General features: G+C 55.5%; 32 protein-coding genes and 1 pseudogene. 15 read left to right on the top strand and 18 right to left on the bottom strand.

All coding sequences use genetic code 11. From position 1 onward, the window contains the following. The 9 genes and pseudogenes from HF921_RS02885 to HF921_RS02845 all read left to right on the top strand — a co-directional run. Positions 1–324, top strand: a pseudogene (locus HF921_RS02885) (NAD(+)/NADH kinase); the annotation flags it as partial. Further along, the gene (recN, locus tag HF921_RS02880; protein WP_064218881.1) at positions 324–2,000 is read left to right on the top strand and encodes a DNA repair protein RecN; all 1,677 of its coding nucleotides are present in this window, start codon (positions 324–326) and stop codon (positions 1,998–2,000) included. The pseudogene HF921_RS02885 and the gene recN, both read left to right, overlap by 1 nt. Positions 2,001–2,169: 169 nt before the next feature. After that, positions 2,170–3,654: a sensor histidine kinase gene (locus tag HF921_RS02875; RefSeq protein ID WP_215892964.1), complete on the top strand. Its 1,485-nt coding sequence runs from the start codon at positions 2,170–2,172 to the stop codon at positions 3,652–3,654. After that, the gene (locus HF921_RS02870) at positions 3,654–4,154 is read left to right on the top strand and encodes a hypothetical protein (RefSeq protein ID WP_064218879.1); all 501 of its coding nucleotides are present in this window, start codon (positions 3,654–3,656) and stop codon (positions 4,152–4,154) included. Before HF921_RS02875 ends, HF921_RS02870 begins: the two co-directional genes overlap by 1 nt. 1 nt (position 4,155) lies before the next feature. Beyond that, on the top strand, positions 4,156–5,541 hold the full coding sequence (locus tag HF921_RS02865) for a sigma-54-dependent transcriptional regulator (RefSeq protein WP_215892966.1): 1,386 nt from the start codon (positions 4,156–4,158) through the stop codon (positions 5,539–5,541). Between the two features lie 72 nt (positions 5,542–5,613). Beyond that, complete coding sequence (locus tag HF921_RS02860; RefSeq protein WP_064218877.1) at positions 5,614–6,309, top strand: DUF502 domain-containing protein; 696 nt, start codon at positions 5,614–5,616, stop codon at positions 6,307–6,309. A 78-nt stretch (positions 6,310–6,387) separates the two neighbouring features. Beyond that, positions 6,388–7,284: a UTP--glucose-1-phosphate uridylyltransferase GalU gene (gene galU, locus HF921_RS02855; protein WP_064218876.1), complete on the top strand. Its 897-nt coding sequence runs from the start codon at positions 6,388–6,390 to the stop codon at positions 7,282–7,284. Between the two features lie 67 nt (positions 7,285–7,351). Continuing rightward, a complete protein-coding gene (locus tag HF921_RS02850) occupies positions 7,352–7,684 on the top strand; it encodes a DUF3579 domain-containing protein (protein WP_215849203.1) in 333 nt (110 codons plus the stop codon). Next, a complete protein-coding gene (locus tag HF921_RS02845; protein WP_064218683.1) occupies positions 7,684–8,190 on the top strand; it encodes a hypothetical protein in 507 nt (168 codons plus the stop codon). The genes HF921_RS02850 and HF921_RS02845 overlap by 1 nt, the downstream gene beginning before the upstream one ends. 603 nt (positions 8,191–8,793) lie before the next feature. On the opposite strand, the gene HF921_RS02840 is transcribed toward HF921_RS02845, so the two are convergent. Continuing rightward, on the bottom strand, positions 8,794–9,063 hold the full coding sequence (locus HF921_RS02840; protein WP_064218684.1) for a BrnA antitoxin family protein: 270 nt from the start codon (positions 9,061–9,063) through the stop codon (positions 8,794–8,796). Beyond that, a complete protein-coding gene (locus HF921_RS02835; protein ID WP_215893267.1) occupies positions 9,023–9,193 on the bottom strand; it encodes a BrnT family toxin in 171 nt (56 codons plus the stop codon). Before HF921_RS02835 ends, HF921_RS02840 begins: the two co-directional genes overlap by 41 nt. A gap of 359 nt (positions 9,194–9,552) precedes the next feature. Here HF921_RS02835 and HF921_RS02830 point away from each other — a divergent pair, with 359 nt between their 5' ends. The 6 genes from HF921_RS02830 to HF921_RS02810 all read left to right on the top strand — a co-directional run bounded on the left by HF921_RS02830 (position 9,553) and on the right by HF921_RS02810 (position 12,874). Further along, a complete protein-coding gene (locus HF921_RS02830; RefSeq protein ID WP_064218686.1) occupies positions 9,553–9,813 on the top strand; it encodes a hypothetical protein in 261 nt (86 codons plus the stop codon). Further along, positions 9,803–10,069, top strand: coding sequence for a PIN domain-containing protein (locus tag HF921_RS13415; RefSeq protein WP_264318180.1), 267 nt, complete (start codon positions 9,803–9,805; stop codon positions 10,067–10,069). Before HF921_RS02830 ends, HF921_RS13415 begins: the two co-directional genes overlap by 11 nt. Before the next feature lie 53 nt (positions 10,070–10,122). Further along, positions 10,123–10,239, top strand: a complete 117-nt coding sequence (locus HF921_RS13630; RefSeq protein WP_404813105.1) for a PIN domain-containing protein — start codon at positions 10,123–10,125, stop codon at positions 10,237–10,239. Positions 10,240–10,476: 237 nt separating this feature from the next. Next, the gene (locus HF921_RS02820) at positions 10,477–10,698 is read left to right on the top strand and encodes a hypothetical protein (protein WP_215893266.1); all 222 of its coding nucleotides are present in this window, start codon (positions 10,477–10,479) and stop codon (positions 10,696–10,698) included. Positions 10,699–11,140: 442 nt separating this feature from the next. Then, complete coding sequence (locus HF921_RS02815) at positions 11,141–11,977, top strand: ComEC/Rec2 family competence protein (RefSeq protein WP_215860272.1); 837 nt, start codon at positions 11,141–11,143, stop codon at positions 11,975–11,977. Between the two features lie 246 nt (positions 11,978–12,223). Then, a complete protein-coding gene (locus tag HF921_RS02810) occupies positions 12,224–12,874 on the top strand; it encodes a hypothetical protein (RefSeq protein ID WP_215860271.1) in 651 nt (216 codons plus the stop codon). A gap of 591 nt (positions 12,875–13,465) precedes the next feature. On the opposite strand, the gene HF921_RS02805 is transcribed toward HF921_RS02810, so the two are convergent. From HF921_RS02805 to mtnB, 16 genes are all read right to left on the bottom strand, one after another. Then, on the bottom strand, positions 13,466–14,629 hold the full coding sequence (locus HF921_RS02805) for an IS91 family transposase (protein WP_215893269.1): 1,164 nt from the start codon (positions 14,627–14,629) through the stop codon (positions 13,466–13,468). Positions 14,630–14,669: 40 nt separating this feature from the next. Further along, positions 14,670–15,545 carry a tyrosine-type recombinase/integrase gene (locus HF921_RS02800; RefSeq protein ID WP_198660758.1) on the bottom strand — a complete coding sequence of 292 codons (876 nt, stop codon included), beginning with the start codon at positions 15,543–15,545 and terminating at the stop codon, positions 14,670–14,672. Positions 15,546–15,881: 336 nt separating this feature from the next. Then, positions 15,882–16,466, bottom strand: a complete 585-nt coding sequence (locus HF921_RS02795) for a hypothetical protein (protein WP_215893265.1) — start codon at positions 16,464–16,466, stop codon at positions 15,882–15,884. A 6-nt stretch (positions 16,467–16,472) separates the two neighbouring features. Further along, complete coding sequence (locus HF921_RS02790) at positions 16,473–17,027, bottom strand: hypothetical protein (RefSeq protein WP_215893264.1); 555 nt, start codon at positions 17,025–17,027, stop codon at positions 16,473–16,475. Positions 17,028–17,044: 17 nt separating this feature from the next. After that, the gene (locus tag HF921_RS02785; RefSeq protein ID WP_215893263.1) at positions 17,045–17,887 is read right to left on the bottom strand and encodes a TIGR04255 family protein; all 843 of its coding nucleotides are present in this window, start codon (positions 17,885–17,887) and stop codon (positions 17,045–17,047) included. After that, positions 17,884–18,237 (bottom strand): SpoIIAA family protein, encoded by a 354-nt coding sequence (locus tag HF921_RS02780; protein ID WP_215893262.1) that lies wholly within the window; start codon positions 18,235–18,237, stop codon positions 17,884–17,886. Before HF921_RS02780 ends, HF921_RS02785 begins: the two co-directional genes overlap by 4 nt. Positions 18,238–18,484: 247 nt before the next feature. Next, the gene (locus HF921_RS02775) at positions 18,485–18,829 is read right to left on the bottom strand and encodes a HepT-like ribonuclease domain-containing protein (RefSeq protein WP_215850186.1); all 345 of its coding nucleotides are present in this window, start codon (positions 18,827–18,829) and stop codon (positions 18,485–18,487) included. Next, positions 18,826–19,116 carry a nucleotidyltransferase family protein gene (locus HF921_RS02770; RefSeq protein WP_123101710.1) on the bottom strand — a complete coding sequence of 97 codons (291 nt, stop codon included), beginning with the start codon at positions 19,114–19,116 and terminating at the stop codon, positions 18,826–18,828. The genes HF921_RS02775 and HF921_RS02770 overlap by 4 nt, the downstream gene beginning before the upstream one ends. A gap of 151 nt (positions 19,117–19,267) precedes the next feature. Then, complete coding sequence (locus HF921_RS13625; RefSeq protein ID WP_325757704.1) at positions 19,268–19,480, bottom strand: type I restriction endonuclease; 213 nt, start codon at positions 19,478–19,480, stop codon at positions 19,268–19,270. 56 nt (positions 19,481–19,536) lie between these two features. After that, positions 19,537–19,677 (bottom strand): hypothetical protein, encoded by a 141-nt coding sequence (locus HF921_RS13290; protein WP_226834299.1) that lies wholly within the window; start codon positions 19,675–19,677, stop codon positions 19,537–19,539. Positions 19,678–19,692: 15 nt separating this feature from the next. Further along, the gene (rhuM, locus tag HF921_RS02765; protein WP_226834298.1) at positions 19,693–20,169 is read right to left on the bottom strand and encodes a virulence protein RhuM/Fic/DOC family protein; all 477 of its coding nucleotides are present in this window, start codon (positions 20,167–20,169) and stop codon (positions 19,693–19,695) included. A gap of 25 nt (positions 20,170–20,194) precedes the next feature. After that, entirely contained in the window at positions 20,195–20,386 is a 192-nt protein-coding gene (locus tag HF921_RS02760; RefSeq protein ID WP_215892311.1) for a hypothetical protein, read from the bottom strand. 192 nt (positions 20,387–20,578) lie between these two features. Beyond that, positions 20,579–23,392, bottom strand: a complete 2,814-nt coding sequence (locus HF921_RS02755) for a bifunctional YncE family protein/alkaline phosphatase family protein (RefSeq protein WP_215892312.1) — start codon at positions 23,390–23,392, stop codon at positions 20,579–20,581. 198 nt (positions 23,393–23,590) lie between these two features. After that, entirely contained in the window at positions 23,591–24,094 is a 504-nt protein-coding gene (gene def / locus HF921_RS02750) for a peptide deformylase (RefSeq protein WP_064218989.1), read from the bottom strand. Next, positions 24,094–24,615: a glycine cleavage system protein R gene (locus tag HF921_RS02745; RefSeq protein WP_064218990.1), complete on the bottom strand. Its 522-nt coding sequence runs from the start codon at positions 24,613–24,615 to the stop codon at positions 24,094–24,096. Before HF921_RS02745 ends, def begins: the two co-directional genes overlap by 1 nt. Before the next feature lies 1 nt (position 24,616). Further along, the coding region (gene mtnB, locus HF921_RS02740; protein ID WP_215893261.1) for a methylthioribulose 1-phosphate dehydratase at positions 24,617–25,122 on the bottom strand (506 nt) is incomplete at its 5' end.

Genomic DNA, 25,122 nt, shown 5'->3' with positions numbered 1-25,122 from the left:
ACCGCCCGCCGACATGGCGTAGGCGGTCCCATCCTCACACCCGCCCTCGCGGCGCTCCTCCTCGTCCCCATCTGCCCACATACCCTCACTGCGCGTCCCCTGGTAGTAGCCGATACCGTAGAAGTCCGCGCCCGCCTCACCGCTAGCCGCCAGTCGGCCGCACTCAGTCTGGACAGCCACTACAGCATCCCCCTGGAGATCGGCGACGAGGTCGTCATCCGTCGTGCGCCCTGCTCCGCCCGCCTCATCCATCCCGAAGAGGAAAACTTCTTCCAGATTCTGCGCGGTAAACTGCACTGGGCCGAATCCCCCGGAGAAGACTGATGCTCCTCAACCTGCAAGTGCGCGACTTTGCCCTGATCGACGCCGTCAGTGTCGATTTCGCCGCAGGACTGACGGTGCTCACCGGCGAAACCGGCGCGGGCAAGTCCATTCTGGTGGACGCCATCGCCCTGCTCCTCGGCGACAAAGGCCATGCCGAAGACATCCGTCATGGTGCCGAGCAAGCGGAAATCAGTGCCGAATACGGTCTCGGCCCGGAACACCCCGCGCGTCAGTGGCTGCGCGAACAGGAAATCGAGGACGAGGATGTCTGCCTCCTGCGCCGCATCATTCAGCGCAACGGCCGCAGCCGTGCCTTCATCAACGGTCGCAGTGTCACCAATGGCCAGCTCAAAGAGTTCGGTGAAACCCTGGTCGAGCTTCTCGGCCAGCATGCGCATCAGAGCCTGCTTCAGCCGGAACGCCAACTGTTTCTGCTGGATCGTTTCGCCGGATTGGAGAGCACCCTGAGCACCGTTGCCGACCGCTACCGGCAATGGCGCCAAGCCGCCCAGCGCTGCGCCGCGTTACAGGAACAGCAGGGCAGGCAACACGAGCAGGAAGACTGGCAGCGCTTTCTGCTCGCCGAGCTGGAAGCCGCCGACTTGCAGACCGACGAATGGGAAGACCTGCGCGCTGAAGAACAGCGTCTCGGCGCCGTGGACAAGCTCCGGGAAAATATCTTGACCGCTCTCGCCCGGCTGGATGGCGAAGATACCGCCGCTGGGCGCTCCCTCGCCGAAGCGCAACGCCACGTGAGCGCCGCCCGCGCCCATGATCCCCGTCTCGCGGAATGCGATGAATTGCTCAACTCGGCACTGATTCAGACCGAAGAAGCCATTACCGGCCTGCGCGCCTATGCCACCGACTTGGAGGCCGATCCAGAGCGGCTGGAAAGCATCGCCCAGCGCCTGCAACTCCTGCAGGATCTGCAACGTAAACACCACTGCGACATAGCCGGGCTGTTAGCCAAGCTAAGCGCTCTGCGCCAGGAGTTGCTGGCCAGCGAAGATCTCGACGCCATGCGCAGCGCCGCCGAGCACGAACTGGCCCAGGCGCGGGCGGCATACGTGGAGGGCTGCGCTGCCCTCAGCGGCGCGCGCCAGCAACAGCAGGATGCGCTGGCCCAGGCCGTCGTCGCGCAAATCCAGCAACTGGGGATGCCCCATGCGGCCATCGAGCTACGCCTGAACAGCCACCCCGAAGCCGAAAAACAATGGCGCGATACCGGCTGGGATCAGGTGGAGATATGGATTACCGCCAACCCCGGTCATCCCGCCCAACCCTTGGCCAAAGTGGCCTCCGGCGGCGAACTGTCACGTATCGGCCTCGCGCTTCAGGTCATTCTTGCCGCACCCGAACGCATCGACACCCTGATTTTCGACGAAGTGGATGTGGGTATCGGCGGCGCGGTTGCCGAACGGGTTGGCCGCCTGCTGCGCCGCCTCGGCGTGCGCCAACAAGTCCTCTGTGTCACCCATCTGGCACAGGTGGCCGCCCAGGGACACCAGCACCTGCGGGTGGAAAAACAGGTCATGAATGGGCAAACCCTCAGCGCGGTACGCGCACTGAACCACACCGAGCGCCAGCAGGAAATCGCCCGCATGCTGGGCGGCATTGAAATCAGCGATGCCGTTACTCAGGCGGCAGCCGCCTTACTGGCCGGTGCTGAGTCCTGAGTATAACGGCCGGGGTCGACACGACACCAAACCACTCCATTCACATGGATGTTTAAGCGTAGCCAATGGTCTACACTAGGCCTCGACGCCTGGGTCGCTTACACTCTGGCTAGTGAGGGGTATTATGGGCATGCCAATGCGCGTCCAGTGCCAAAGACCCGGAGAACCAATGGCGGCCGATTTAATGGAAGGACACAGCACAGACCGCGAGTCAGTCGTCCCGACGCGCGTAGAACATAACAGAGCCGACTCCATCCCGCGGCGGGTACTGCTGGTCGCTTTGGCGATACTGCTGCTGGTGGGCGGTGTGGTCTACGTCGCGGTTCGCTCCATTCACACCCTCGGCAACAGCAGCGACACCCTCGTTCAGGTCGGGTTACCCCTGCAAAAACAATTGCTAAAAATTAAAAACACCCAGCGTCAAGCGGAATTTTTTCGTCAGCTTGCCCAGGTGCTGCCGCAGGCGGGTTATGAAAAGACCTTCATCCAACTGGTGACCAGTGAAGAGCATGACCTGCAAACACTACAACGCGCCACCCGCAATCACCCCGCTCTCATGATGGCCATGCAACAGTTGCAAGGCAGCCTGGTCAATTATGCGCAGACCGTTGGCGACAGCGCCGCCGCGAAGGCCAGCAAAGCCGCCGTCGAAAAAAAATTTCAGGCCGTACATCTGGCGATGACGACGCTCCTCGCTCGGCAAGGCGCTGCGGCCGCTGCGGCACGGACCCGGGCCGTGCAACTCCTCTATGCACTGGTATTCATCACCGCTTTGCTCAGCATACTCATCCCCTGGCGGGTAGCCACCGCCCTGACCCGGCCCCTCAAGGACTTTCGTCGTGCCGTGGAGGATATTGGCGCGGGCAAACTGACGAATGTCGCCAGTGAAGGCCCCCAGGAGCTCCGCGATCTTGCCCGCAGCATTGAAAGCATGCAGACGCGGCTACGGGAAGAAGAACGTTTGCGACACGAATTCCTCAGCCAGGTGTCCCACGAGTTGATAACTCCGCTGGCCTCGGCGCGTTCCGGCAGTGAACTCCTGCTCAGTGAGCGCATCGGCCCGCTGTTGCCGCGCCAGCACGAAGTGCTCGAAATCATCGTCCGCCAGGTCAAAGAGTTGTATGCCGCCATTCATGAAATGCTGGATATGCACGCCCTGCAAGCGCGCTCCCTGGATTTTTCCCCGCAGGATCTCCCTGTTGCCGAAGTGCTGGTCGACCTGCAAAAACGTATGCAGCCGCTAACGGATAAAAAAAATCAGACCTTGGATTGTGACGGGGCGGAGCAACTCAGTGTCTATGCCGATCCGCAAAGACTGCGACAGATTCTGACCAATCTGGTCAGCAATGCCCATAAATATAGTCCGGCAGACGGACGAATTGAGGTTCGTGCAACGGCGCAGCAAAAGGGTGTCCATTTTAGCGTCAGCGACAGTGGCCCTGGTATTCCTGATGCTCTGCTGGAACGGGTCTTCGAACGTTTCTATCAGGTACCGGTCAGCAACAGCCTACCGCGCGGCACGGGCCTGGGCCTGGCGATCACCCGCGAACTGGTGGGCGCCCAAGGCGGCTGGATCAGGATGCACAATCGCCCCAGCGGCGGTCTCTGCGCCGAAATCTGGTTACCCGCTGCGCGCAATGTCGAAGCCGTTTGATGCGCCGACGCACTAAGCTCTCTCCGATTTTTGCCGCACTCGGTCTCGCCGCGATGCTGAGTGCGTGCGCACAGGTTACGCCACAGTCCCTCCTGCCCGGTGCAACACGTAACATACCGCTCAATGACGATCTCGCCCACTGTGGCTTGGCCACATCCACTGCTTGCGCACGCATCCACGAAGCGTTAGCGGATGCTTACTTGCGTAGCGAGCCGCTGAATAGCACGGCTTTAGGAAATGCAGCGAGAGAGTTGGGGTTGGCGGCTCAGAATAACGAAGTGGCTGCCAAGACGCTCCCCCTGCGGCGTATCGTCCACGCTCTACAAGAACACACCGCCACCAAGGACGCATGTATAGCAGCACTCCGAAAGGCCCGGGCACAATTAGCGGCCACCCATGCACAATCCGCTGCCGCACAAGTGCGTCTGCATAGTCTGGAAAATCTCCTCCATGACCATGCCGAAAAATCTCTTGACCACCACGTTCCCAAACGGCCCTAAGATGCCCAAAGCTATCCCCACCATTCTCACCATTGACGACGATCCCGACTTTCTGCGCCTGCTCGGCCTCTGGCTGGAAAGTGAGGGATACCATGTTCTGGTGAGCAGTGATCCTGCACAAGGCATGCAGATTTTGCACACGGACAGGCCCGATCTGGTCATCACCGATCTGCGCATGCCGGGCATGGATGGAATGGCCGTGCTCGAGGCGGTGCAGGCGCTTGACCCCGATCTGCCGGTCATTCTGCTCACCGCCCATGGCAGCATCCCCAACGCGGTAGCGGCCATGCGTGCGCAGGCATTCGGGTACCTGAGCAAACCCTTCAGCAACGAAGAACTCCAAGAACTGACCAAAGCCGCCCTTGTGCAGCGCCATGCCAGTCAGGAAACCCGCAAACTCCGGACAGCTTTGCGCGAACAGGCGGGGCAGAGCATTCTCCACCGCAGTCCGATCATGGCCGCGCTGGTGGACGAATTGGCGCGGATCGCCAGTTCGAAAGCCAGCGTTTTCCTTTCCGGGGAAAGCGGCTCCGGCAAGGAACGGGTCGCTCGTGCCATCCACGCTGCCAGCCCGCGCTGTGACGGACCATTCATTGCGGTCAACTGCGGCGCCATACCCGCCGAACTGGCGGAAAGCGAGCTCTTCGGCCATGTCAAAGGTGCCTTCACCGGCGCCACTCAAGACCATGTCGGATTAATCCGCAGCGCCAACAACGGCACCCTCTTTCTGGATGAAATTGCCGATTTACCTCTTACCCTGCAGGTTAAATTGCTCCGTGTCCTTCAGGAAGGCAGCCTACGTCCCGTCGGCGCGAAAACAGAGATAGCTGTCGACCTGCGGGTCATCAGCGCTACCCATCAGGATATTCATACCCTCACCGCCAGTGGTGCCTTCCGCGAGGACCTTTACTATCGCCTGCATGTAATCCCGCTGCGGGTCCCCAGCCTGAGTGAAAGGGCGGAAGATATTCTCTTGCTGGCCCAGTACTTTCTTGATCGGGAAAGTCAGCGACTGAATCGGGATATTCTGGGCTTCAGCCCCGAAGCCCTCGACAAGCTGATGCAACGATCCTGGCCCGGCAATGTCCGCGAACTGGAGAACGCCGTCACCTTTGCCGCGGCGGTCACTGAAAAAGGCTGGGTCGCCGCCGACACCATTCCCGACAATGGTCGCCAAGGTGGACAGAGCGCTTTTCCACCCCTGCAAGATGCCAAGGCTGCCTTTGAACGTGCTTATCTGGAAAACCTGTTGCGCGCTACGGATGGCAACATCTCCCGCGCCGCGCGCATAGCTGGCCGACATCGGACTGATCTTTACAAATTGATGCGCAAGCACAGTCTGGCTCCGCAACTTTTCAAGGGTCAGGAGGACCGGGATGAAGAGTAGCGATGCGCCGATGCTTTGCCCCCATCACCGATTTTGCTATGCTGAGCGTACTTTGACTCCGTCACCGGCCTGATGACACTACCCGTTCCCATTGCCCAGAAACCCCTCTTCCAGCGCATCCACCTGCGTCGCTGGTTCGCTCAGGGTTTGCTCATTTCGCTGCCCATTGGGCTGACGGTTTACGTGGTGTTGTGGATTGGCGGCTGGCTGAACAACCTTTTTGAGGCACCGATTAAGGCGCTTTTTGGCGTCGACATCCCCGGCCTGGGCTTGTTGCTCACCCTGATGATCATTCTTGGTGTCGGTTTCCTCGCCTCCCATGTCCTGACCGCCTGGATTTTTGAGAAGCTGAACACCGTCCTCGGACGCATTCCCGTACTACATAGCCTCTACAGCACCATTCACGAAACGGTAGGCTTGCTTTTTGGCGGGACGGACCGCGGTTTCCGTAGCGCCGTACTGGTTCGCCAGGGCGGCGACATGGGTTACCTCATCGGTCTGGTCACGCGCGACATCCTCAGCGAACTGCCCCGCTTGCCCGAGGAATGTATCGCGGTGTTTATCCCCATGAGCTACGGTATCGGTGGCTTCACCTGCCTCGTACCACGCGACAAGGTCATCCCCCTGCCCGATCTCACCCCGCAACAAGCTCTGCGCTTTGCCATGGCGGGCGGGGTGGGGGGAGGGAAAGCCATCCGTGATAAGCTGGGTGCCAACAGTGAAACAACCAGAGAGACAGCAACAAATCATTTTGACCAAAACCGGTGACAATTCCATTCGGTGGGTGCTTTGCGGCAAACCCACAGTCTTCGTTATACTCTCGTCATACAATTAAGGAGATAAAGCATGGCTGAAGTGCGCAAAGCAGTCTTCCCCGTGGCCGGCCTGGGTACTCGTTTTCTCCCGGCCACCAAGGCTAGCGCCAAGGAAATGATGCCGGTAGTGGATAAGCCACTCATTCAGTATGCCGTGGAGGAAGCCATCGCCGCAGGCTGCGACCAACTCATTTTCATCAGCGGACGCGGCAAGCGTGCCATCGAAGACCACTTCGACGTTTCTTACGAGTTGGAAATCGAGCTGGAAAAACGCGGCAAGGTGGCCTTGCTGGAGCAAGTGCGGGGTATCCTGCCCAGCCATGTCAGCACCATTTTTCTACGTCAGCCCTACCCTCTCGGGCTTGGGCATGCGGTGCTGATGGCTCGCCCAGTGGTGGGTGATGAACCCTTTGCGGTTTTATTGGCAGACGATCTTATGCTCGGTGAGCCACCCGTGCTCGCACAAATGGTAGAACAGCACCACCGCTATCAAGCAGGCATTCTCGGCGTGGAAGAAATTCCACGGGAACATTCCACCCGCTACGGCGTAGTCGACGCGCGGCCCTGGGATGATCGTATTTACCAGATTAGCGGCATCATCGAAAAACCCAAGCCCGAAAACGCGCCCTCTAATCTGGGCGTGGTTGGACGCTACATCCTCCCCGCACGGGTGTTTCACTTTCTGGAACAGACTCAGCAAGGCGCGGGTGGCGAGATTCAACTGACGGATGCCATCGCCCATCTGTTGGAAGAACGGCAGGTGCTGGCTTATCTTTTTTCCGGGCAGCGCTTTGATTGCGGCGACAAACTTGGTTATCTGAAGGCGACCATCGCCTTTGGCAAGTTACACCCCGAGATAGGTGCCGATTTCACGCAATACATTGATAACCTTTGCGAACACCCGGCCCCGGTTGAGACCTTTTCGTGACCCCCTTCATTCTCTCCGAAAGGAGCGCTATCATCATCGCCCGTTTCCCCAAAGAGCGCATGCATCCATGATCATCATCGATGGCGTTACCGAAAGCGGTGGCAAATTCCGCCCCTCCGCCTGGGCGGAGATGCTCATTGAAGGGGTTGGACTGGCTCATTTCGGCGCCGACCACAAAATCCATTATCTGCCCCTCATTGAGCCCGCCACTATCAATGGCAACGCCGCCATTATCATAGACGAGAGCCTGGAAGAGATTCGCCCGGAGGCCTTTGCCGAAATCATGCGCTTCGCCGCCGAAAATCGCCTGCAGATACGGCATGAAGAAGGCAGTATCGCCGATCGCCGGGTACAGCAACCCACCCGCCGTCACTACCAGACCCAGCGCCGCCACAGCTGATGGCAGAACGTCCGTCCGCCTCCGCCCGCCTGCGTTTTGCCTGGACAATCGGCATCATCATCATTACCTATGGTGTCCTTGCCATCGCCCTGAGTGTCCACGTCATTGACCAACAAAGTGGCGCGCGTACGGACCTCTATGTCGCCTTGCAGGCTCTGGATCATCTGCACCGGGAAGCGCTCTCACAAGCGCCTACTGCCCAGGAGCGCCAAGCCGTAGAAGCCGCCTGGCGCAACGAGCGCGCCTTCGCCGCCGCATCTCCGCTGCAAGCCTGGCATGTGGTACAAACACTGATTTCCCGCCTGAATCGGGAATATCCCGATAATGCCTGCGGTCGCAACGGCCCCTCTTTCGTCACAGTCGACACGCTCCCAGCTCAGCATGCCTGTATGGTCGCCATGAGAGTCAAGGGTGATGTCGTTCAGGCCACGGGCTACGACACGCAAGGCATCGCCATGGACAACTTTTATGAATACCTCTATGCCCCTGTCGGGCGCTCGGGCTGAGGGCACAACACCGCCCCCATCCTGCGTACCGCACGGTCCTCCACCATGTTACCCGGGGTTAGTTGAATGTGCAGCATGCAGTCACCTGGCCATCGCTTGCGCGCTGAAATAGGGCCTCACGGGTCGCGGTAGGGACAGTAGTTACCCACTGCCCCCCGCACAGATCCATACGAGCGGAATTACCGCATACGGCTCCTACCTCAGGTCATGACGCGAAACCTTTGCGATGGGTAGGGATGAGCCAGTTTTACGGGAGGAAGGTATCGCTTCACTATCGGGCCAAAACGCCGCCAAGACATTCGTGCGCGCTGACTGCGCCGCCTGAGCGCGTGCAGCCATGCGCGAATCACTTCCGTCCGGAAACCATTCAGTCTATCCATGTTGCCGGGGACGGCCTTGCAGATTTTCCTTGTCCAGCATATCCCGATGTCCCGTGACACCCAATACCACGGGTATGCGCCTGTCTGGCAGGCACTGCAGACAGGGTTCGGGAGAATCTCCCCCACCTGTTTTTAGCAAATGTTGCATGATACCCACCGGATTGGTGACCGATCGCTTCCTCGCTTGCCCATCAGCGCTCCCTTGTCCGGGAAACCCATCGAACTATGCCTTGCGCTGGATATACTCACGCAGTACCGCATCCATGCGGGATTGCCACCCTTCTCCGGTCTGCCGGAAGTAGGTGACTACCTCCGGGCTGTAACGCACCGAGAGCAGCACCTTGCGACTGGCCAGCTTCGGGCGTCCCCGGCCGCGCCGGATCAGTTGGTCCCCCTGATATAAGTCCGCTTCCCGAAAAAACTGCGCGTCCAGCTCGGGGGCATCGTCCGGATCAATCCAGGTGCTGGGCATATTGGATTTGTTCTCGCTCATTAGCCTTCCTCATACTGATAATGTGCCGATCATCGATGTTACGCGGCGTCCATACCATGACCACCATCCGTTCCCGCAACATGCCCGCCGTGATGAGGCGGATTTCTCCGTAGTCCTTGGTGATCTTCATTTATTTATTATAGCTACATATATTTCAAACACCAGTGGTGCTTGTGTTTGTAATGGGTCGTTTTTGAGAGGGTTCAAATGGTGATCATTGCCGCACAGTAAATCAATGGGTTGCAATTCTCGAAAACCATTTTCAGTAGGCAGCCACGGTTTCCAATCATGGTGACGAGTTTGGAGAACACGATGGTCAAGCCGCCGGACGACTACTTCCGCTGCATCACCGATCACTCGCCAGGCAACTGCCAGCCCAGTCCGTCCGTTGTGAGGCTCGGCATGGAAAGTGATTAGGTACGCAGCGGCTTGATTGGGCCCGTCTTGTGTAATATATTGCGTACACAATGTGGCTGAAAGGAGGCGATTATGAGCCTACGTGTAGGAGTGCGAGAATTACGCGACAAATTAGCTGAATATCTCGAAGCCTCAATGCCCATTGAGGTTACCCGACATGGGCAGACCATCGGCTTTTACATCCCTGTCCCCAAAAAACCCAGCCAGTCAGAGAGGGATGCTTTGCTCGAAGCAGGGCGGCGAATGCGTGAAGAAATGGAACGCCTGGGTATCACAGAGGACGAACTGGTTGCAGGGTTCAAGAAATGGCGCAAAAAAGATCATGCCGCGTAGGAGGTTGGTTGTAGACGCCAACATCCTGATTCGTGCTATCTTGGGGCGGCGAGTGCGGCTGCTCATCGCCGATGCATGTGACAGGGTCAGTTTCTATGTGGCCGAAGCGAATTATGACGAAACCGCGCACTACTTGGCAGAATTGGCCCTCGCCCGGGGGATATCCGAAGTGGTATGGCGGGATGCGCTAGATACGCTCATGGTGGCCGTACAGTTGATTGGCCAGGAAACATTGTCGCTGAGCAGTCGCCTGTAGAAAACGCCGCAAAAGCCAGAATTGCCCGGAGAGACGAACGGGATTGACCGGCGGTGACAGCGTCCTTGCTGCTGGATTGTCCGATCTGGACGGAAGATCGAGATTTCTTTGGCGCAGGTGTGGCAACATGGACAACAGAAACCATATCGATATATCTTGATACATGCTGAAGGATGCGCTGCCTACATTGGGTTCTGATCGGCGGCACTAGACTGTAAGCGGTCGTTGGCTTGCAGTGTCCGGTTGTCATATTGGCGTCTTCTGCAATAGGTATACGAGTTGTTCAACACTGAACAAGCAAGAATAATTATTGTGTAGACGATGGTTCTTGGTCCGACACGTGAGCAATCTTCAAATGCTTACATGCCATTAATACGTATGTTAGCTCTAGTGATTACGGGGAAACCATGACAAATAAAAGCACCGCTGATAAAGTAATTAAAGCTATCGATGACGCTATAATTAATTATGTTAATGACCCTTCATGTATAACAAAAGTCGCGGATTGCATCAGGAAAAGATTCGGTGATATCGAAGATTTAAACGGCATAATTATAAATAGAATTAAAAATCTACAAAGCGATATGCTTGGCGGACACGATGACGAAATTTATATAGATTCACTGTGAAACTAGCTAGTTCTTCTGGGTGGTTGATGTCCAAACGGCATATTTCTGGTACAAATATGATACAAATAACCGTCAAATTTGAATGGTACTGCTCGTTCGCAATTATGAATGAGCGGCAGTTTCTGTTGCCCTGCCGCCGTTGAGCCCTGATGTTCGGTAGCTGACTGGAAGCGGGTGTATAAATAGGCTAGAGCCATGCCTCATGCTTGCCGGGCTCTGAGAGGAAGAATTTCATTGTCTTTGTGGGCTTAGAATTGAAGATACCACATGGGACAGGATGCATAAGGTCTCCTGCGCACCCTCACAAAATCCAACCGTGAAATCATGGCGCACGTGAGATCTTCCTCCATTATTGTTATGCTGATAATTGGTGCAGCACAATATACTTGATCTATTTAGATTGGCTATTGGCGGCACAATGGATATACAGAGGAGGCATGGAATGTTGAAGATTCACTTCTTAAATGTTGGGAAAGGGAACTGCACAGTAATCAAGCTTCCAAGTGAACGTTTGATGGTTGTCGACATCGATAATTCACGAATTAATGACGACGACGATGTTCTTCAGTGCCCAATTGATTTTTTAAATCGTACGTACCCCAACGAATCAATATTCCGGTTCATTTTAACGCACCCAGACATGGATCACATGTCCGGCCTTTATGATCTCGATAAAGAAAGAAAAATACATAACTTCTGGGATACGCCGCATGAAAAAGAAATGGATCTCGACAGGATGCAAATTGGCGGATATTCAAGAAATGATTGGCTAGCTTATCAGAAGCTGAGGAAAGCTTCGTCAGAGCCAAAGGTTCTAAAACTTTTCCAAGGTGGGGAGAGATTAAGCTATTGGAAAGAAGATGGTATAAAAGTGCTTGGCCCGTCCAACGAAATGGTGCGGAAGGCAATTGAAACCGAGGAATTTAATCATTTGAGTTATGTCCTGAAAATAGTGCATGAGGGGGTCTCTATTCTGCTGGGTGGCGATGCAACTAAAGAAGCTTGGAGAGACATACTTGCATACCATGGTGCAGATGAACTTAAGGCAAACGTATTCTTAGCCCCTCATCATGGCAGCCCCCAGAATATCGAGAAGGATGTGTTTAAGCACATCGATCCGCAGTTTGTGGTGGTGTCAGATCACAGAGGCCATTCATACGACTATACGTATTACAACTCATTGGCTAAGGAGCGAGTCTACTCAACAAAGCACTTCGGAAATGTTCACATTGAGGTGAGTGCGACGAAGAAAAAAATCTACACTGAAAAGGGAAGTTGAAATAAATACCTGCTCAATAATGGAAAAGTATGGGCCTACGCTAATTTTGATGGTTGTCCAAATCGCCACGTTAAATCATTTCGAGCATAAGACACAACTGTTCCAGACTATCGCCGTGCCACGGGAGAGAGGGGTGCGCGTTCGGGCAATGATGAAGGATCGATATGCGCTTACCACACGCCGTGATGGCTGGATTTAATTCACCATCGATAACGAGACTTACACCATTGATAGGGAGTACGCGGGATGAAAAGCAGCGGTGAACGCTCCCTAAAGTCCCTAAACATGAAGTGGCTTGTCCTGTTGGCTGCCACAGATGCCCTCTTCGTGTGTTTGTTCGTTGACCCAAATTTGGTAAATGGGGTAACAACATTGACGCAGATTGGTATCGTGCGCGTGTTGATAACAATGGTTATGCCTATCGTGGTGCTCTTGGTCGTGAATGCATTGCCGCACGATGTGAAGTCAATGTTAGTCTATTGGAAGCCTCTCGGTGTGCTGCCCGGATGCGAGGCATTTACAAAATACGGTCCACGTGACCCTCGGATTGATATGATGGCTTTAAAGGAAAACGTAGGTGCATTACCTACCGACTCTACAGGGCAGAATTCCATGTGGTATAAGCTCTATAAGCAGATATCAAACGAACAAGAGGTGTTAGAAGCACACAAGTTATTCTTGATGTATCGTGATATGGCTGTTCTATCCTTACCACTTATTGTCTTGGTTCCGCTGTCGCTAAATCTTGTTGGTGCCACTCGATGGACAATTGCACTAGCTGCGATTTTATTTATCGGTCAGTATTTGCTCACCGCATTGAGTGCCCGTTGGAGCGGTATTCGATTTGTTTGCAACGTCCTCGCCATCCATTCGGCAAGGAAGATTTCGAAGCCTTAGAAAAATGCTGGGAAGCGATCAGCTGGATTGGAATTGAATGAAAGAAAATAGAACGATGGACAGTGGTTTCAATTCAGAAGCACAACGACGCTAAATCTAGCGCCAAATGTTATCAGTTCTGATGATTAAAGTTTTCTTAACGCTTGATAACTGGACACTTCTGACCCAGATTTGGTGTGCAGAAGCGTTCATAAACTCGCCCATTTTCTATGTCTGGACGGCCACTATCGCTAAGGGTTGTCTGATGCCTGCCCACGCGGCGACTGGTGCTGCGGGACTTATCGGGCAGGCGTCGGACAAGCCACGAAGGAGGAAACCGCGGGGGGAAACGTGACGTTCAGATGAGGCTACAGGCTATGGGGATTTGAAGCGTCATATCCTGGCATAAAAGGCCAGATTGGCAGGACTGTGGACGGAGTTGTTCTCCGGGGCGGGCAGCTCGTGGTCGGATATGCTCGATTTCTGTCGGCACACTACGATTCAACAGGCGAAAATTATGCTGTTTTCTGGACGATGCCCAAGGGTCTCTTATTGGCTCTGGCCAATATATCGCCGGTGGGCAGTAGGGTAGGTATCGGTGGGCGCTGGCAATCATTGCGCAACTCCATGCCGGGGTGGTGCACGGATGGAAGATGCACGCACCAGAGTCTCGACGATGACCATCGCGGCCCCGCAATCCGGGCAGACGAAGGTGGGCTGGGTGGTTGTTCCTGCGGAGGTATCCTCGTTTTCTGGCGATGCATCGGGTGTCGCGTGCAAAAGGTTACGGACCAGCACTAGGTTTTTCTTGCGCCTGGCGTTGGCCAGCAGCCCATAGTGGCGAATGCGATGGAACCCGCTGGGTAAAACATGCATCAGAAAGCGACGCATGAATTCGTCCGTGCTGAGGGTCATGATTTTATGACGAGTACGACCTTTTGCCCGGTAATCTTTCCAGCGGAAGGTTACCCCGTGCGCGTCAAAGGCCACGAGGCGCCGGTTGGAAATCGCCACCCGATGCGTATAACGGGATAGATAGGCCAGCACCGCTGCAGGCCCGGCAAAGGGGCGCTTGGCATAAACCACCCATTCGCAGTTCCGCAATGGCGCGAGCCAGTCGGCGAAGGCGCCGGTATCGACCAGCGCAGCATATTCTCCGAAAAACTGGAGCTGGCCGGCGTGGTGCGCCTGACGGAGTGCTTCGAGAAAGCGCCGTCGAAACAGGCGCGAGAGCACCCGTACCGGTAGGAAAAACCCCGGTCTGCAGGCGACCCAACGGGTGCCGTCTAGTGACAAGCCGCCACCGGGGACAATACCATGGACATGGGGGTGATGTGTCAGCGCCGATCCCCATGTGTGCAGAACCAGCGTAGCCCCGATGCGTGCACCCAGATGCCGGGGATCGGCCGCAATGGTTTCCAGTGTTTCGGCAGCGACGTTAAACAGCAGGCGATACATCACCGCCTTGTTGGAATAAGCGATCGCGCTGATGGGTGCTGGCAGGGTGAATACCACATGATAATAATCCACTGGCAGCAGCTCGGTTTGCCGTGCCTCCAGCCAGCGTCGAGCCGCGCTGGCCTGGCACTTAGGGCAATGCCGGTTGCGGCAAGAGTTATAAGAGATGTCCGTATGCGCACACTCCGTGCAGCGCAGCAGATGTCCTCCCAGCGCTGCGCTGCGGCACTGTTCGATGGCGGACATGACCTTGAGTTGGCTGCGGCTCAAGTGGGTGTGCTGAGCTTGTCGCCAGGAAGGCCCATGGGCACGAAAAATATCCGCGACCTCTACGGCCGGGCTGTTCCACGGAGATGGCCTACATGGGGCGCAAGCCCTCGATTGGACTGACCACTTCACGCAGGATTTCCGTGGCCACATGGGCATAGAGCGCCGTGGTCTCCAGACGCCGGTGGCCGAGCAGGACCTGAATGATCCGGATATCGACTTTCTGTTCCAACAGATGGGTGGCGAAACTATGGCGCAACGTATGCATCGAAACCCGTTTACTGATCCCTGCCGCAGTCGCAGCAAAGTGTATGGCGCGGTTGATTTGTCGAGGACTGAGCGGATGACTTGGGTCGCGTCCTGGGAACAGCCAACCACCACGGAGCATCTTCCCTTGTGCGTGGGCTGCCCACCACCAGGCACGCAGACGCTCCAGCAGTACTGGCGAGAGCATGGCGTAGCGATCCTGTAGTCCTTTGCCCTGTTCGACCCGCAGAACCATGCGCTGGCTATCGACGTCTCCGACCTTGAGGGAGATCACCTCATGAGAGCGCAGTCCTGCACCATAGGCGACCGAGAAGACGGTTTGGTACTTCAAATTTGGGGCGGAGGCGATCAGTTGGGCTACTTCCTCACGACTCAATACCACGGGTAGCCTGCGCGGGACCGGCACGGATTGCATCTTTGACATACAGTCAGCACGATCAAGCGTGACTTCAAAGAAAAACTTCAGCCCGGTGATGGTAGCGTTGACGGTGATCGACGAAACACCGTGATTGGCGAGGTATAACTGGAAAGAACGGAGGTCTTCCGCTGCCGCCGTGTCCGGTGGTCGCCCCAGATAGCCTGCGAATTTCCGCACGGCTCGGATATAGGCGGTTTGTGTCTTAGGGGCTAGTTTGCGCATCCGCATATCATCGATCATGCGTTGACGTAGGGGAGTAATGTCCCGATTCAAAGGGGTCATGACGCTGCTCCTATCCTGAAAGCAGGCGAATTGCCTGAGCTTTCAACATAGGAAATGGAGGGCACGTTGTCACAATGGCCCACAAAATCAGAACGAAGCCACCCTACCGCGCCAGCGGTTTAGTCCTACGACCCTGAGCGGTCACCTGCATGCTTCCTCAATATGGTCAGCTAGTTCAAATATTGCGGACACTCGGAACCGCAACACATTAGTGATATGACTATAGAACTGGTGATAATTCCGGATTCCGGATACCGGATACCCAAATAAAAAGCCCACTTTGTAAAATAGGTACTAAAGCAAGGTATGCTCCGGAATAGGGAATAGAACTCAATGCTAGTCATCGTTGGTCTGTGGTGGCGGAAACTTCATTAGGCGATCTTTCGCGAGTTTCCAAAGCTGTGCTCGTACGCTCTTGCCATCTTGCCGAGTAGACACTAGCTGACAGATATCGACGTGAGAATTATCGTCCGATTTTGCTGTATCGTAGACGGCAGAGCCTCGTCGGTTTGGATTGCTGCCAGTCCTAATGGATCGAACTTCCTCAGCAATAACCGAGGCGTAGCCTATTGCAGTTCGAGGTCCGGTGCTTGGCGGGTTTTGATTCGCCTGAGCGACCCGCTGCTCCGTCATTTTCTGAATTGTTTGATAATCTATGTAATTGAGTCGATGGCATGATGCGCCAATGCTTGCCGCATCATCAAAAAAGGTAGGCTTAATCGTACCGCTGACTCGATCAAAGTGAGTTGGATCAACTATTTGTCGCGCTAAAACTTCCGCACTTTGGACCACACCCGGGGAGTAAGAGGAAGCACTTTCATTTTCCCACTCCACTTGGGTTGATTCAGGATGTTTCTGGAGTTCTTTGCTTAGTTTCGATTCTGCCTCCTTTACTGAATCGAAAAAGTCCTTACATTTCATCAGCTACTATGCGGCATTCTGAATGATATCAAGATGGCCAAGTTTCTCCCAGAACCAAGCATCTGTTAGGCCATAAACATTCAAATTTTCTTCAAAATATTCTGTGCCCTGCATATCACGAGAGAAGAAGGCAAACTCACCGTTTAATTCAAACGTGGTCTCTCCATAGCCACCTTCTAGGCCCCAATAGAGGCCAATTTCTCCATTTAATGACAACATCGGTCGCGGTAGTGGTAGTCGAGCAGGAACGGCATTTATAAACTTAATGGCAGCGGTCACAGCCTGCTGTGTTGGACCCTCACTTCCTTCGCCATTCCACCCATCAGCAAATCCGGCATAGCTTAATACCTCGCGCATCAGACACTCCTTCGGACTCAATGCCTGAGTAATAGGCGCATCCAAAGTATTGAGAGTCGCAGGTTCAGCAATAATATTCTCAGGCGTCGGCAGCGAGAAACGAGTCGGCGCATAATCATAATGCAGTTCGCTGCCCGCGTAGGAATCGGTGACTGATGGGCTAGTCGGTTGGTTCGTGAGAAGCGCACCAGTCAAAATAAACATTGATAACGGTTCCATTTTCACCCCCCAAGACTGTTGAGGTTTATTTTATTCTGAACCTCAGCGGTCAGAAGATCGGCAAGCATGGTTTTATTTCCCCTGTGCATGCCATCCATTATTTGAGATATTTTTTCCTTATTAGAATCTAATACCTTATAAAGCGGTTTTCTGAATGTCGCCTTATGAGATGTAAGGATTTGTAACTGTGGATTTCCGTTGACTAGATTGTGACTGACATTAATATTCTCAATCTGCTGGAATGCTACTGGATTGGTTTGCTCCAGAAGGTAGCCGTGGTGCGAGTGCCAAAGAGCTACCCCCCTTTTGAATACACTTGGCACCAAGTAGTCTGTATTTATAGAAAAAACTTCAGCAAGGTTCAAGTCTTCAGGATCAGCATTCCAGGTAAAAGCATCCGTGAATTGGAGTCCAATACTGGCAACTCCTTTTTGGGCATTTATTGGTTTAAGTAGAACACCTAAATATCGTTCGATATCCGCCGTGAATTTTGCCCATCGTGTATAGTCGTTGATGATGATAATGACGTTCTTAAGTGACACCAACACTTGCCGCAGATTAGCGCCTGGAACTGCTTCGGCAGATGGGCGCGACAGCACAAAACCACCAATGCTTGGCGCCCCCGGGGGCGGCGCAGACTGATTCTGCTCTGCGGGATTGACGGAGAAACTTAGTGTTGTGCGGAATTGGTCGACAATGTTAGGAAAGTCCGCTTTTAGACCAGATGCGGCTGTCTTTAACTGCTCCACTTCTTGCAGATTCAACTCAGACGAGAAATCCGCGGAGAACGCTGCTGACTGAATCGCATGTTGGCCGGCAAATGGCTGTAGATGCTCAAGGCTCATGTCGGAAGCCTAACATTCAAATGGAAACGTAGCAAATCACTGAATCGCCCCGGCAGTAGAAACGCAAACATTCGCATCGTATTGGCGACCCAGTGAACGTCCGTCACGACTGCGATTCGCTCCCACGCCTTCAAGTGCGCGAGTCCAAGTTTGGCGTCATCCCACATAGCTCCGGTGGTGAAGCCCTCGAAATCTGGAGTGAGTTGATAGAGCACTCGTATCCGCTTATGCTTCTGGAGGGCTGCATCAAGGGCAGGGATGAGGACAGTCTCATAGTCTTTCGCATCAATTTGACCTGAAGCGCTGACACCAACTACGTGGTCAGGAAGATTGCTTAGTAGCTTCATCATGGCGAGTCTCCTGTCTGTAGGGAAAGAGAATCGGCCGCAGAGCGGGGAAAACGCGGCGGCCTAATCGCGTTAAACGTAAATTCGACAGAATGCAACGTGACGTTCCAAGCTGTAGTATAATATCCCCGTAGCATCCTCGGTCACAAGCAGCTGTTACTCGCCGATATTACTCGGCCCCAGGCCGCAGCGAGAATGTCCGCTGCCTTGGCGCCGTTTGGGGACATGCGCCCGGGCTGATAATTCATTATCAGCGAACAACACCAGATATTTGTGCCGCCAATTCCGGCAGCGCCGTCTTTATGGTATCCCAAACCACGTCGAGATTGATGTCGAAGTAACCATGGGCGATGCGGTTGCGCATTCCGCGCATACTTCGCCAAGGTATTTCTGAGTGGTCTTCCGCAAACTCTGGGTATATGTCCATCACTTTAGTTGCGGCCTCACCGATGATGATGAGATTCATAATAACGGCTTGCTGAGTGCGCTTGTCATTTATGAAATCGATTTTACCCATGTCTTTCACAAAGCTGCAGGCATCTGTTGCCGCTTGTTTTATATGATCAAGGTAGTCGGGAAGTCGGTTCTCGCTCATACCGGCCGCGCTTCCTCAAGCACTTTGGCGCGGAACTTCAACGGCAAATCTGCGGGGGTCAGCAGATCGACGTGGACGCCAAGCAAAGACTCAAGTTCGCATTGTAAGCCGCCTAGATCGAACAACGTTGCACCTGGCAGCGCATCAACCAGTAGATCGAGGTCGCTGCCGTCTTCATCGGTACCACGTATTGCTGAGCCAAACACACGCGGATTCGTTGTGGGAAAGCGGCTTACGGCTTCACGCACAGCATTGCGATGAAGTTCAAACGCGAGCGATGGGCGCATGGCATCTCTCCGATCCTCAATATAACCAGTCAATAGCATATGGTATTTTCATCTTTTCCACATCCTCCGGCCCCTCCAGTGATCCGTGTACAATCGGTTAGGCCAATCAGTCTCGATGACTGGTAACACTGCATACTTGCCACTGGAAAGTTCACCCGGAGACGGAGGATCCACGAGAAGCCAGGATGATACTATTTTGTCCGCGAACAGTCGCGGCAACCAGAGAAATTCTGCTCGAAAGCGGCAGACCGTTGACGAAACCGGTGATGCCCGCCCGTCGCCGGTAGAGATTGTCCTTCACCCACAGCTCGCGCACGCAAAGAAATTCGTTGTGTTCCGGCGCATCGAAATCGAAGTCCCCCAGCCGCTACCCCAGGCAGTCGGCGGTGGCCTGCTGGACGAGGGCATCTTCGGTGTAGTTCATGCATCCCCTTTCGTGCCGGGGCCCACGGCCAACAGGTTCATCACCAGACGCACCATCAGATCCTTGGCCTTCGGGTCGCTCTTGGCGATCAGCAGCGTCAGCGCCGTCAGGCCGTTTTCGTCCAAAGTCAGGCGCATGCCTTCCTGACGCAGCTATAACAGGAACACAAAGGCCCCGGAGCGTTTGTTGCCATCGGAAAACGGATGGTTTTTGATCACGAAATAGAGCAGATGGGCGGCGCGCTCCTCTATGCTGAATCCTTGCGTCAGATGCTCGCGCAGCACTCGCGTGGCCCACTGACGAAAGTGGGTGGCTTGGGTGGAGTTCACCCGGTAACCAACCGAGATGATGGCGTCCAGGTTGTAGTGTTTGAGCTGGCGTTTTACCTGGCGCTTGCCCTCCTGGCGAACCACTAAGAAATCCTTAGCAGTTACCGACTCCCGCAGTTCACCTTCCTGATAAGCGTTTTTCAGGTGCATCAATATGTTTTCCGGGGTGGTCGCAAACAACTCGGCCATCTGTTTCTGAGTAAGCCAGACCGTATCTCCCTCCAGCCGAACCTCGGTAGCATCGCTCCCGCCAGCTTGGGGATAGAGCAGGATTGAGACCTGTAAATCGAGAGCATTCATGTAACGCTCCTTGTCGATGGTCTGATCATTTACGGTCGGCGCTGTCGGGCAAGGCCACGAGGGTATCGAACTGCGCCTTGGGCCGCAGATAAATCGCGCTCTGCTGGGAGAAGTCTTCCTTGGTCAGGTCGCGGGTCTTGCCGCCGCGACTGGGCAGTTTGGGCTCGATCTGCTCCGCTGGCGTAGTTGGAGTTGGCGCGCGGGTTGTCGGCGGCACTCCACAGACGTTTTTCGATGGCTTCGATATGTTCGAGTTGCGACATCAATTTTTAACCTTGAGCATGCCTCTACATATTATCGTTGGATTAGACGGCCCGTCGGCCATTATCTATATACGTCCCGCTATGTTAAACCGCATGCCACATCGGCGCGCGCCCAGCCTCGTCAGACTGCCCCGGGCAAAGCCCTGTCACTCCGTCTCCCCGGCCTGATAGGCGGCAACGGGGGCATGCCGCTTTTGCGCATAAGCCTTCAAATAAGCGACCTCCTTGTGCCAGGCCTTTACCCCCTTGGTGGCAATCCATTCCTGCTTCATCTGCTCGGGACCCGGCACCTTGAGCAAGGTCGTGGGCGCGTAGGCTTCCCCCTTACCCGGAGGCGGCAACCCGGCACCATGCTGCGCCTGATGGGCTTTGTACCAGATATACCATTTTGAATCCGGGCGCAGAGGATGTCCGGAAGCCCCGGCCTCGCGACGCATCAGGGTGTAGTCATCACATTGGCCTGCGTTGAACGCAACCGGCACCTGCATCGGGAACAGCCTGGTCTCGGCGTAATCCGGATGATGCGTCCACATGCCGGAGAATACGCCAGCATTTTCGTCCCATTGCGACATCGGCGGCAGACCAAAAATCGCTTCCGTAGTCTTCAAGATGTTAACTTGCGAGTAGAGCTTGGTTTCCAAATATCCTTTCTTCACCCAAGGTCCCACGGCCAGCGCGAAGGTCCGGTGCGCATTGAGGTGATCGGCTCCTGACTGGGCATCGTCCTCGGTCAGGAACACCACCATGTGTTTCCATTCCGGTGTGGTGGAAAGGTAGTGAATAAACTTGGCCGTTGCGTAGTCATTGTTGGCCACGTAATAGTTTGGCGTGTAATAGCACGGCGAACGACCTGCGGTGTGATCATCCGGCAACCAGATGTAAATAAAGTGCGGGAACTTGGCGCCTGGATGGGCCTTCAGCCATTGTACCGCCATTTTTTCGCGGTAGGTGTCGAGGATCATCCGGTCCCAGCCGGGGAAGCCGGTGGCCAAATGCTTTTTCATCGCTGTGGAGATATTGCCCGCCTGGGAGCGCGAGACGAACTCGCCGAAGTCCTCAAACGACACCTTGTGATCGAGCAAATCATTAAACAAAAAAAGGCGCTGCGGATAGCTGATCCAGGGATTGGACCACTTGCCGAGTACCGAGAGGTTTTCATAAATCGCATAAGGGTTATCAACACCGAGAGGTATACCACCCGTCCCGCTCGCGCCACCAGGTAACAAGGACTGCGTCCAGCCCGGATTGGGGACCAGGCCACGCCCAGAGTAGTATTCCGGCCAGGTACGCTGCACAAAGTCAGAATCTGAAGCCGCCGTCGTCCACTGATGACCCTGCGCAGTCACCTCGCCATCGGCCATGAAATTCACAAACAAGGTGTTATGACGGGCAAGATGATAGAGGTTGGGCAGATCCTTGGGCCCATACAGGTCAAGACGCGGCTCCGCCCAGGCCCCGGCACGTTGGTAATCACCCAGATCTTCGTCGAAGGTCTTGTTCTCGCGCAAAATGAAGACCACGTAATGGATGTGTTTGCGCAGAAAGGCAGCGCTTTTGACGTCTTCCGCGTGACGCGCGTGACGTTGGGCATCAGTAAAATCGTCATTGCGCAGGCTTTGCCGGGTCCAGGCCGGGAGATGGGTCGAGAGGTCATTCAGGTCAATTTTCTGAATGAGTCCGTCCATCATGTCGCCCACCCACTGGTGGTCGACGTTGGGGCCGGAGCCCAGGCCTTTGGCGCCTACCACATAGAGGGCGTTGCCCGCATGAGTGATCGCCGTTGGGTACCAGCCTGTCGGGATGAGGCCGAGGCCTTTGCCAGTCAGCGCGTTATAGACGGCGACGTCGTTGTTGCCGGCATTGGCGACAAAGAGTTTACCATCGACGATGGTCAGGCCGTCGGGATAGCTGCCTGGCGGGGCGTCGGGATAGGGGCTGTCATTGAGAAGGCGTTTGACGCTGAGTTTGATGGTGTCCACTTCGGCGATACGGTCGACATTGGCGAGGGCTACAAAAACATCCGGCGAATGAGGGACGGCGGCCAATGCCGTGGGGTGGACACCGGCATCGGTACTGTCGGGACCGGGAGGGGGGCCGACACGCACGGTACCCAATAGCTTCATGGATGCAGGGTCCACTACCGCAACGGCGTTACCACCCCAGAGGCTGATTACCAGCTTCTGGCCGCCATCGGCAAAAGTGACCGCGTAGGGGTAGGGTCCAACATTGAGGTAATCGGTCTGCCCACTCTGAATGTTGACGCGGGCCAGGCTGTTGGACAGCATACCCGTCACATAGAGATAGTTACCGTGGGGACCCACGGCAACGGCATCGGGATAAAACAGTCTGGGCTGATTAATGTGGTGCCCCTGATATTCGTAGGGGTACTGGTCTTTTGGAAAAGGTTGCCAGGTCAGAGGATAACGGCGTAGGAGCGCGGGCTTGCCACCCCTTAGCGCAAAGGCGGCGACATCGCCACTCTCTCCACCGGCTGCATAGATCGTCTGGTCGGCGCCTGCCACCATGCCTTGAAAGAAGCTTTGATGAGCGATGGTTTCACCATGCAAATCAGTGATATCGTTGGGTCTGGGAGCCGCTTTCTTGGCATCTTTTTTGTAGGCGACAATTTCTGCCACCCGCTCCAGGGTCTTCTGATCGTAGAGGGTGATGGTCTGCGCGCGCGTCGCTCCGTTGGCCAGGGCGGCCACATGATTCCCTACCGGCACCACCTCAGTCACGAAGTTGGGGGCACCGTTGACCAAGCCCACGGGACTGACGATACGCCCTGTAGGCAGGATGTGGGTCACCCAACCTTTGTTTTCTGCACTGACGTGGATCGGGCCATTGATGTTGCGGGTGTTGGGGGGGGAGACGCCCTCAGACCACGCATAGCCGGCGCAAAAAATGTTTAAAAACAGCATAAAAAAACATACCGTCAGATTCCGACACCCTTTTTCCATGCCTTTTACTCCTCAGTACAACAGTACGGCGATTCGCGGTCGACACGACCGAAAAACGATGTTGCGGGAAATACCGATGGCTGCCGGGCTGATCGGAATACTGAAAAGAGGGGTGGGCCTCTTGGGGCTTATATTTGCCAGTCCGAGCGAACTAAATTGCGTTTCGCGGGTATCCGTAGTCCGGTCAACGACGCCGGCCTACTTCTTGTAGTTTTTCCGCCGGAACAGATCAATCTTCCGCGAAACCAGCCGGTCCAGAAAAAGAAAACCGTCGAGATGATCCATTTCATGCTGAACGGCTCGGGCCTCGAAGCCTTCGCACTCGTAACTCCGCTCTCGTCCCGAGGCATCCTGCGCCTGCACTTGTATGCGTTCGGCGCGGATGACATTGCCGGTAAAGTCCGGCACCGACATGCAGCCCTCGCGGCCCACCGCCATGCCCTCCCACGCCACCAGCTCGGGATTGATCAACACCATGAGCCCGTGGCAGTTCTCCCCCAGCTTGGGACGCACGTCGACAAGCACGATGCGCTGCGGACGGTCCACCTGTGGCGCCGCAATACCCACACCCCCCGGACCGGCATACATGGTTTCCGTCAGATCACCGACAAAATGGTGCAGATCGTCGTCAAATACGCTGACCGGCTCGGCTTTGCGCTGCAGCCTGGGGTCCGGATAGGTCAGAATGGAAAGCACCGCCATCAGAACACCGCCGCCTCGATGGGGTGCACACCGATTTCCACCCCTTCCCTCTCCCGCAACGGCGCCACGGCCTTGCGGACACTCTCCACCCCCTCTGGCGCATAGCCTTGAATGACCATCACATAGAGTGGCCGCTCGGCACTGCCGGAACTCTCGCTTTCCAAATCAATCACATTGAAACCGATGGCTGCCAAGGCCCCGGTGACGCCCGCGACAATGCCCGGATGATCGGCCCCGTAAACGGTGACCCGGGTGTTCGGCATATCTGCGCTCAGCGCCACGCTGGGGATAGGGTCCAGATGCACCCGCAGATTGAGACGTTTGATGGCAGGGTCCAGCGCCATTTCCACGGAACCCAGATCACGCGGATAATCGATGACCTGCATAATGGTGAAGTAACCGCCGAGACGCATCATCGAGGCATCACCGATGGAGCAGTCTGCAGTGAACAGGGCTTGGGTGACGGCGGCGACGATACCAGGGCGATCTTCGCCGATGACGGTGAGAAGGGCTTGACTCATCCTAGACTCCTATGGCGAGGGCTTTCGCCTGTACGAGATAACGAAAACAGTATTCCAGCAATTCGAGATGATGCCTGGCCGCCAGGAAATCCGGGCCCCAGGCCGTCACCCCGTGCTGATGAATCAGCGCACCGGGAACGCGAGGCAGCGCCTGGGCAAAGGCCCTGTCCATATCTTCGGCAATCCGGGTGACATTCACATGATTGGCGAAGACCGGCAGATCCACCCGCGGCTCGGCATCGGGCACGCCCAGACCTTTGAGCATTTCCAGAGTTGGCAGGCGCAACCGGCCCTGCTGCGCAAAGTGCCCGCAGAGATTGGCCTCGATGGAGTGGACGTGGAAAATGACCTGGGCGTCAGGCACATGCCGATAGACCACCTCATGGATGGCGACTTCAGCAGAGGGTTTACGTCCCGGCGGGGCCTGCACAACCTGCCCCCGCAGATTCATCAGGACAAAATCCTCGGCGCCCAACTGATCCTTGGGACGGCCGCTGGCGGTAATCC

It is taken from the genome of Acidithiobacillus ferriphilus, from assembly GCF_018854775.1.
GTDB classification, from domain to species: domain Bacteria; phylum Pseudomonadota; class Gammaproteobacteria; order Acidithiobacillales; family Acidithiobacillaceae; genus Acidithiobacillus; species Acidithiobacillus ferriphilus.
This window is presented reverse-complemented; position numbering and strand designations above follow the sequence as displayed.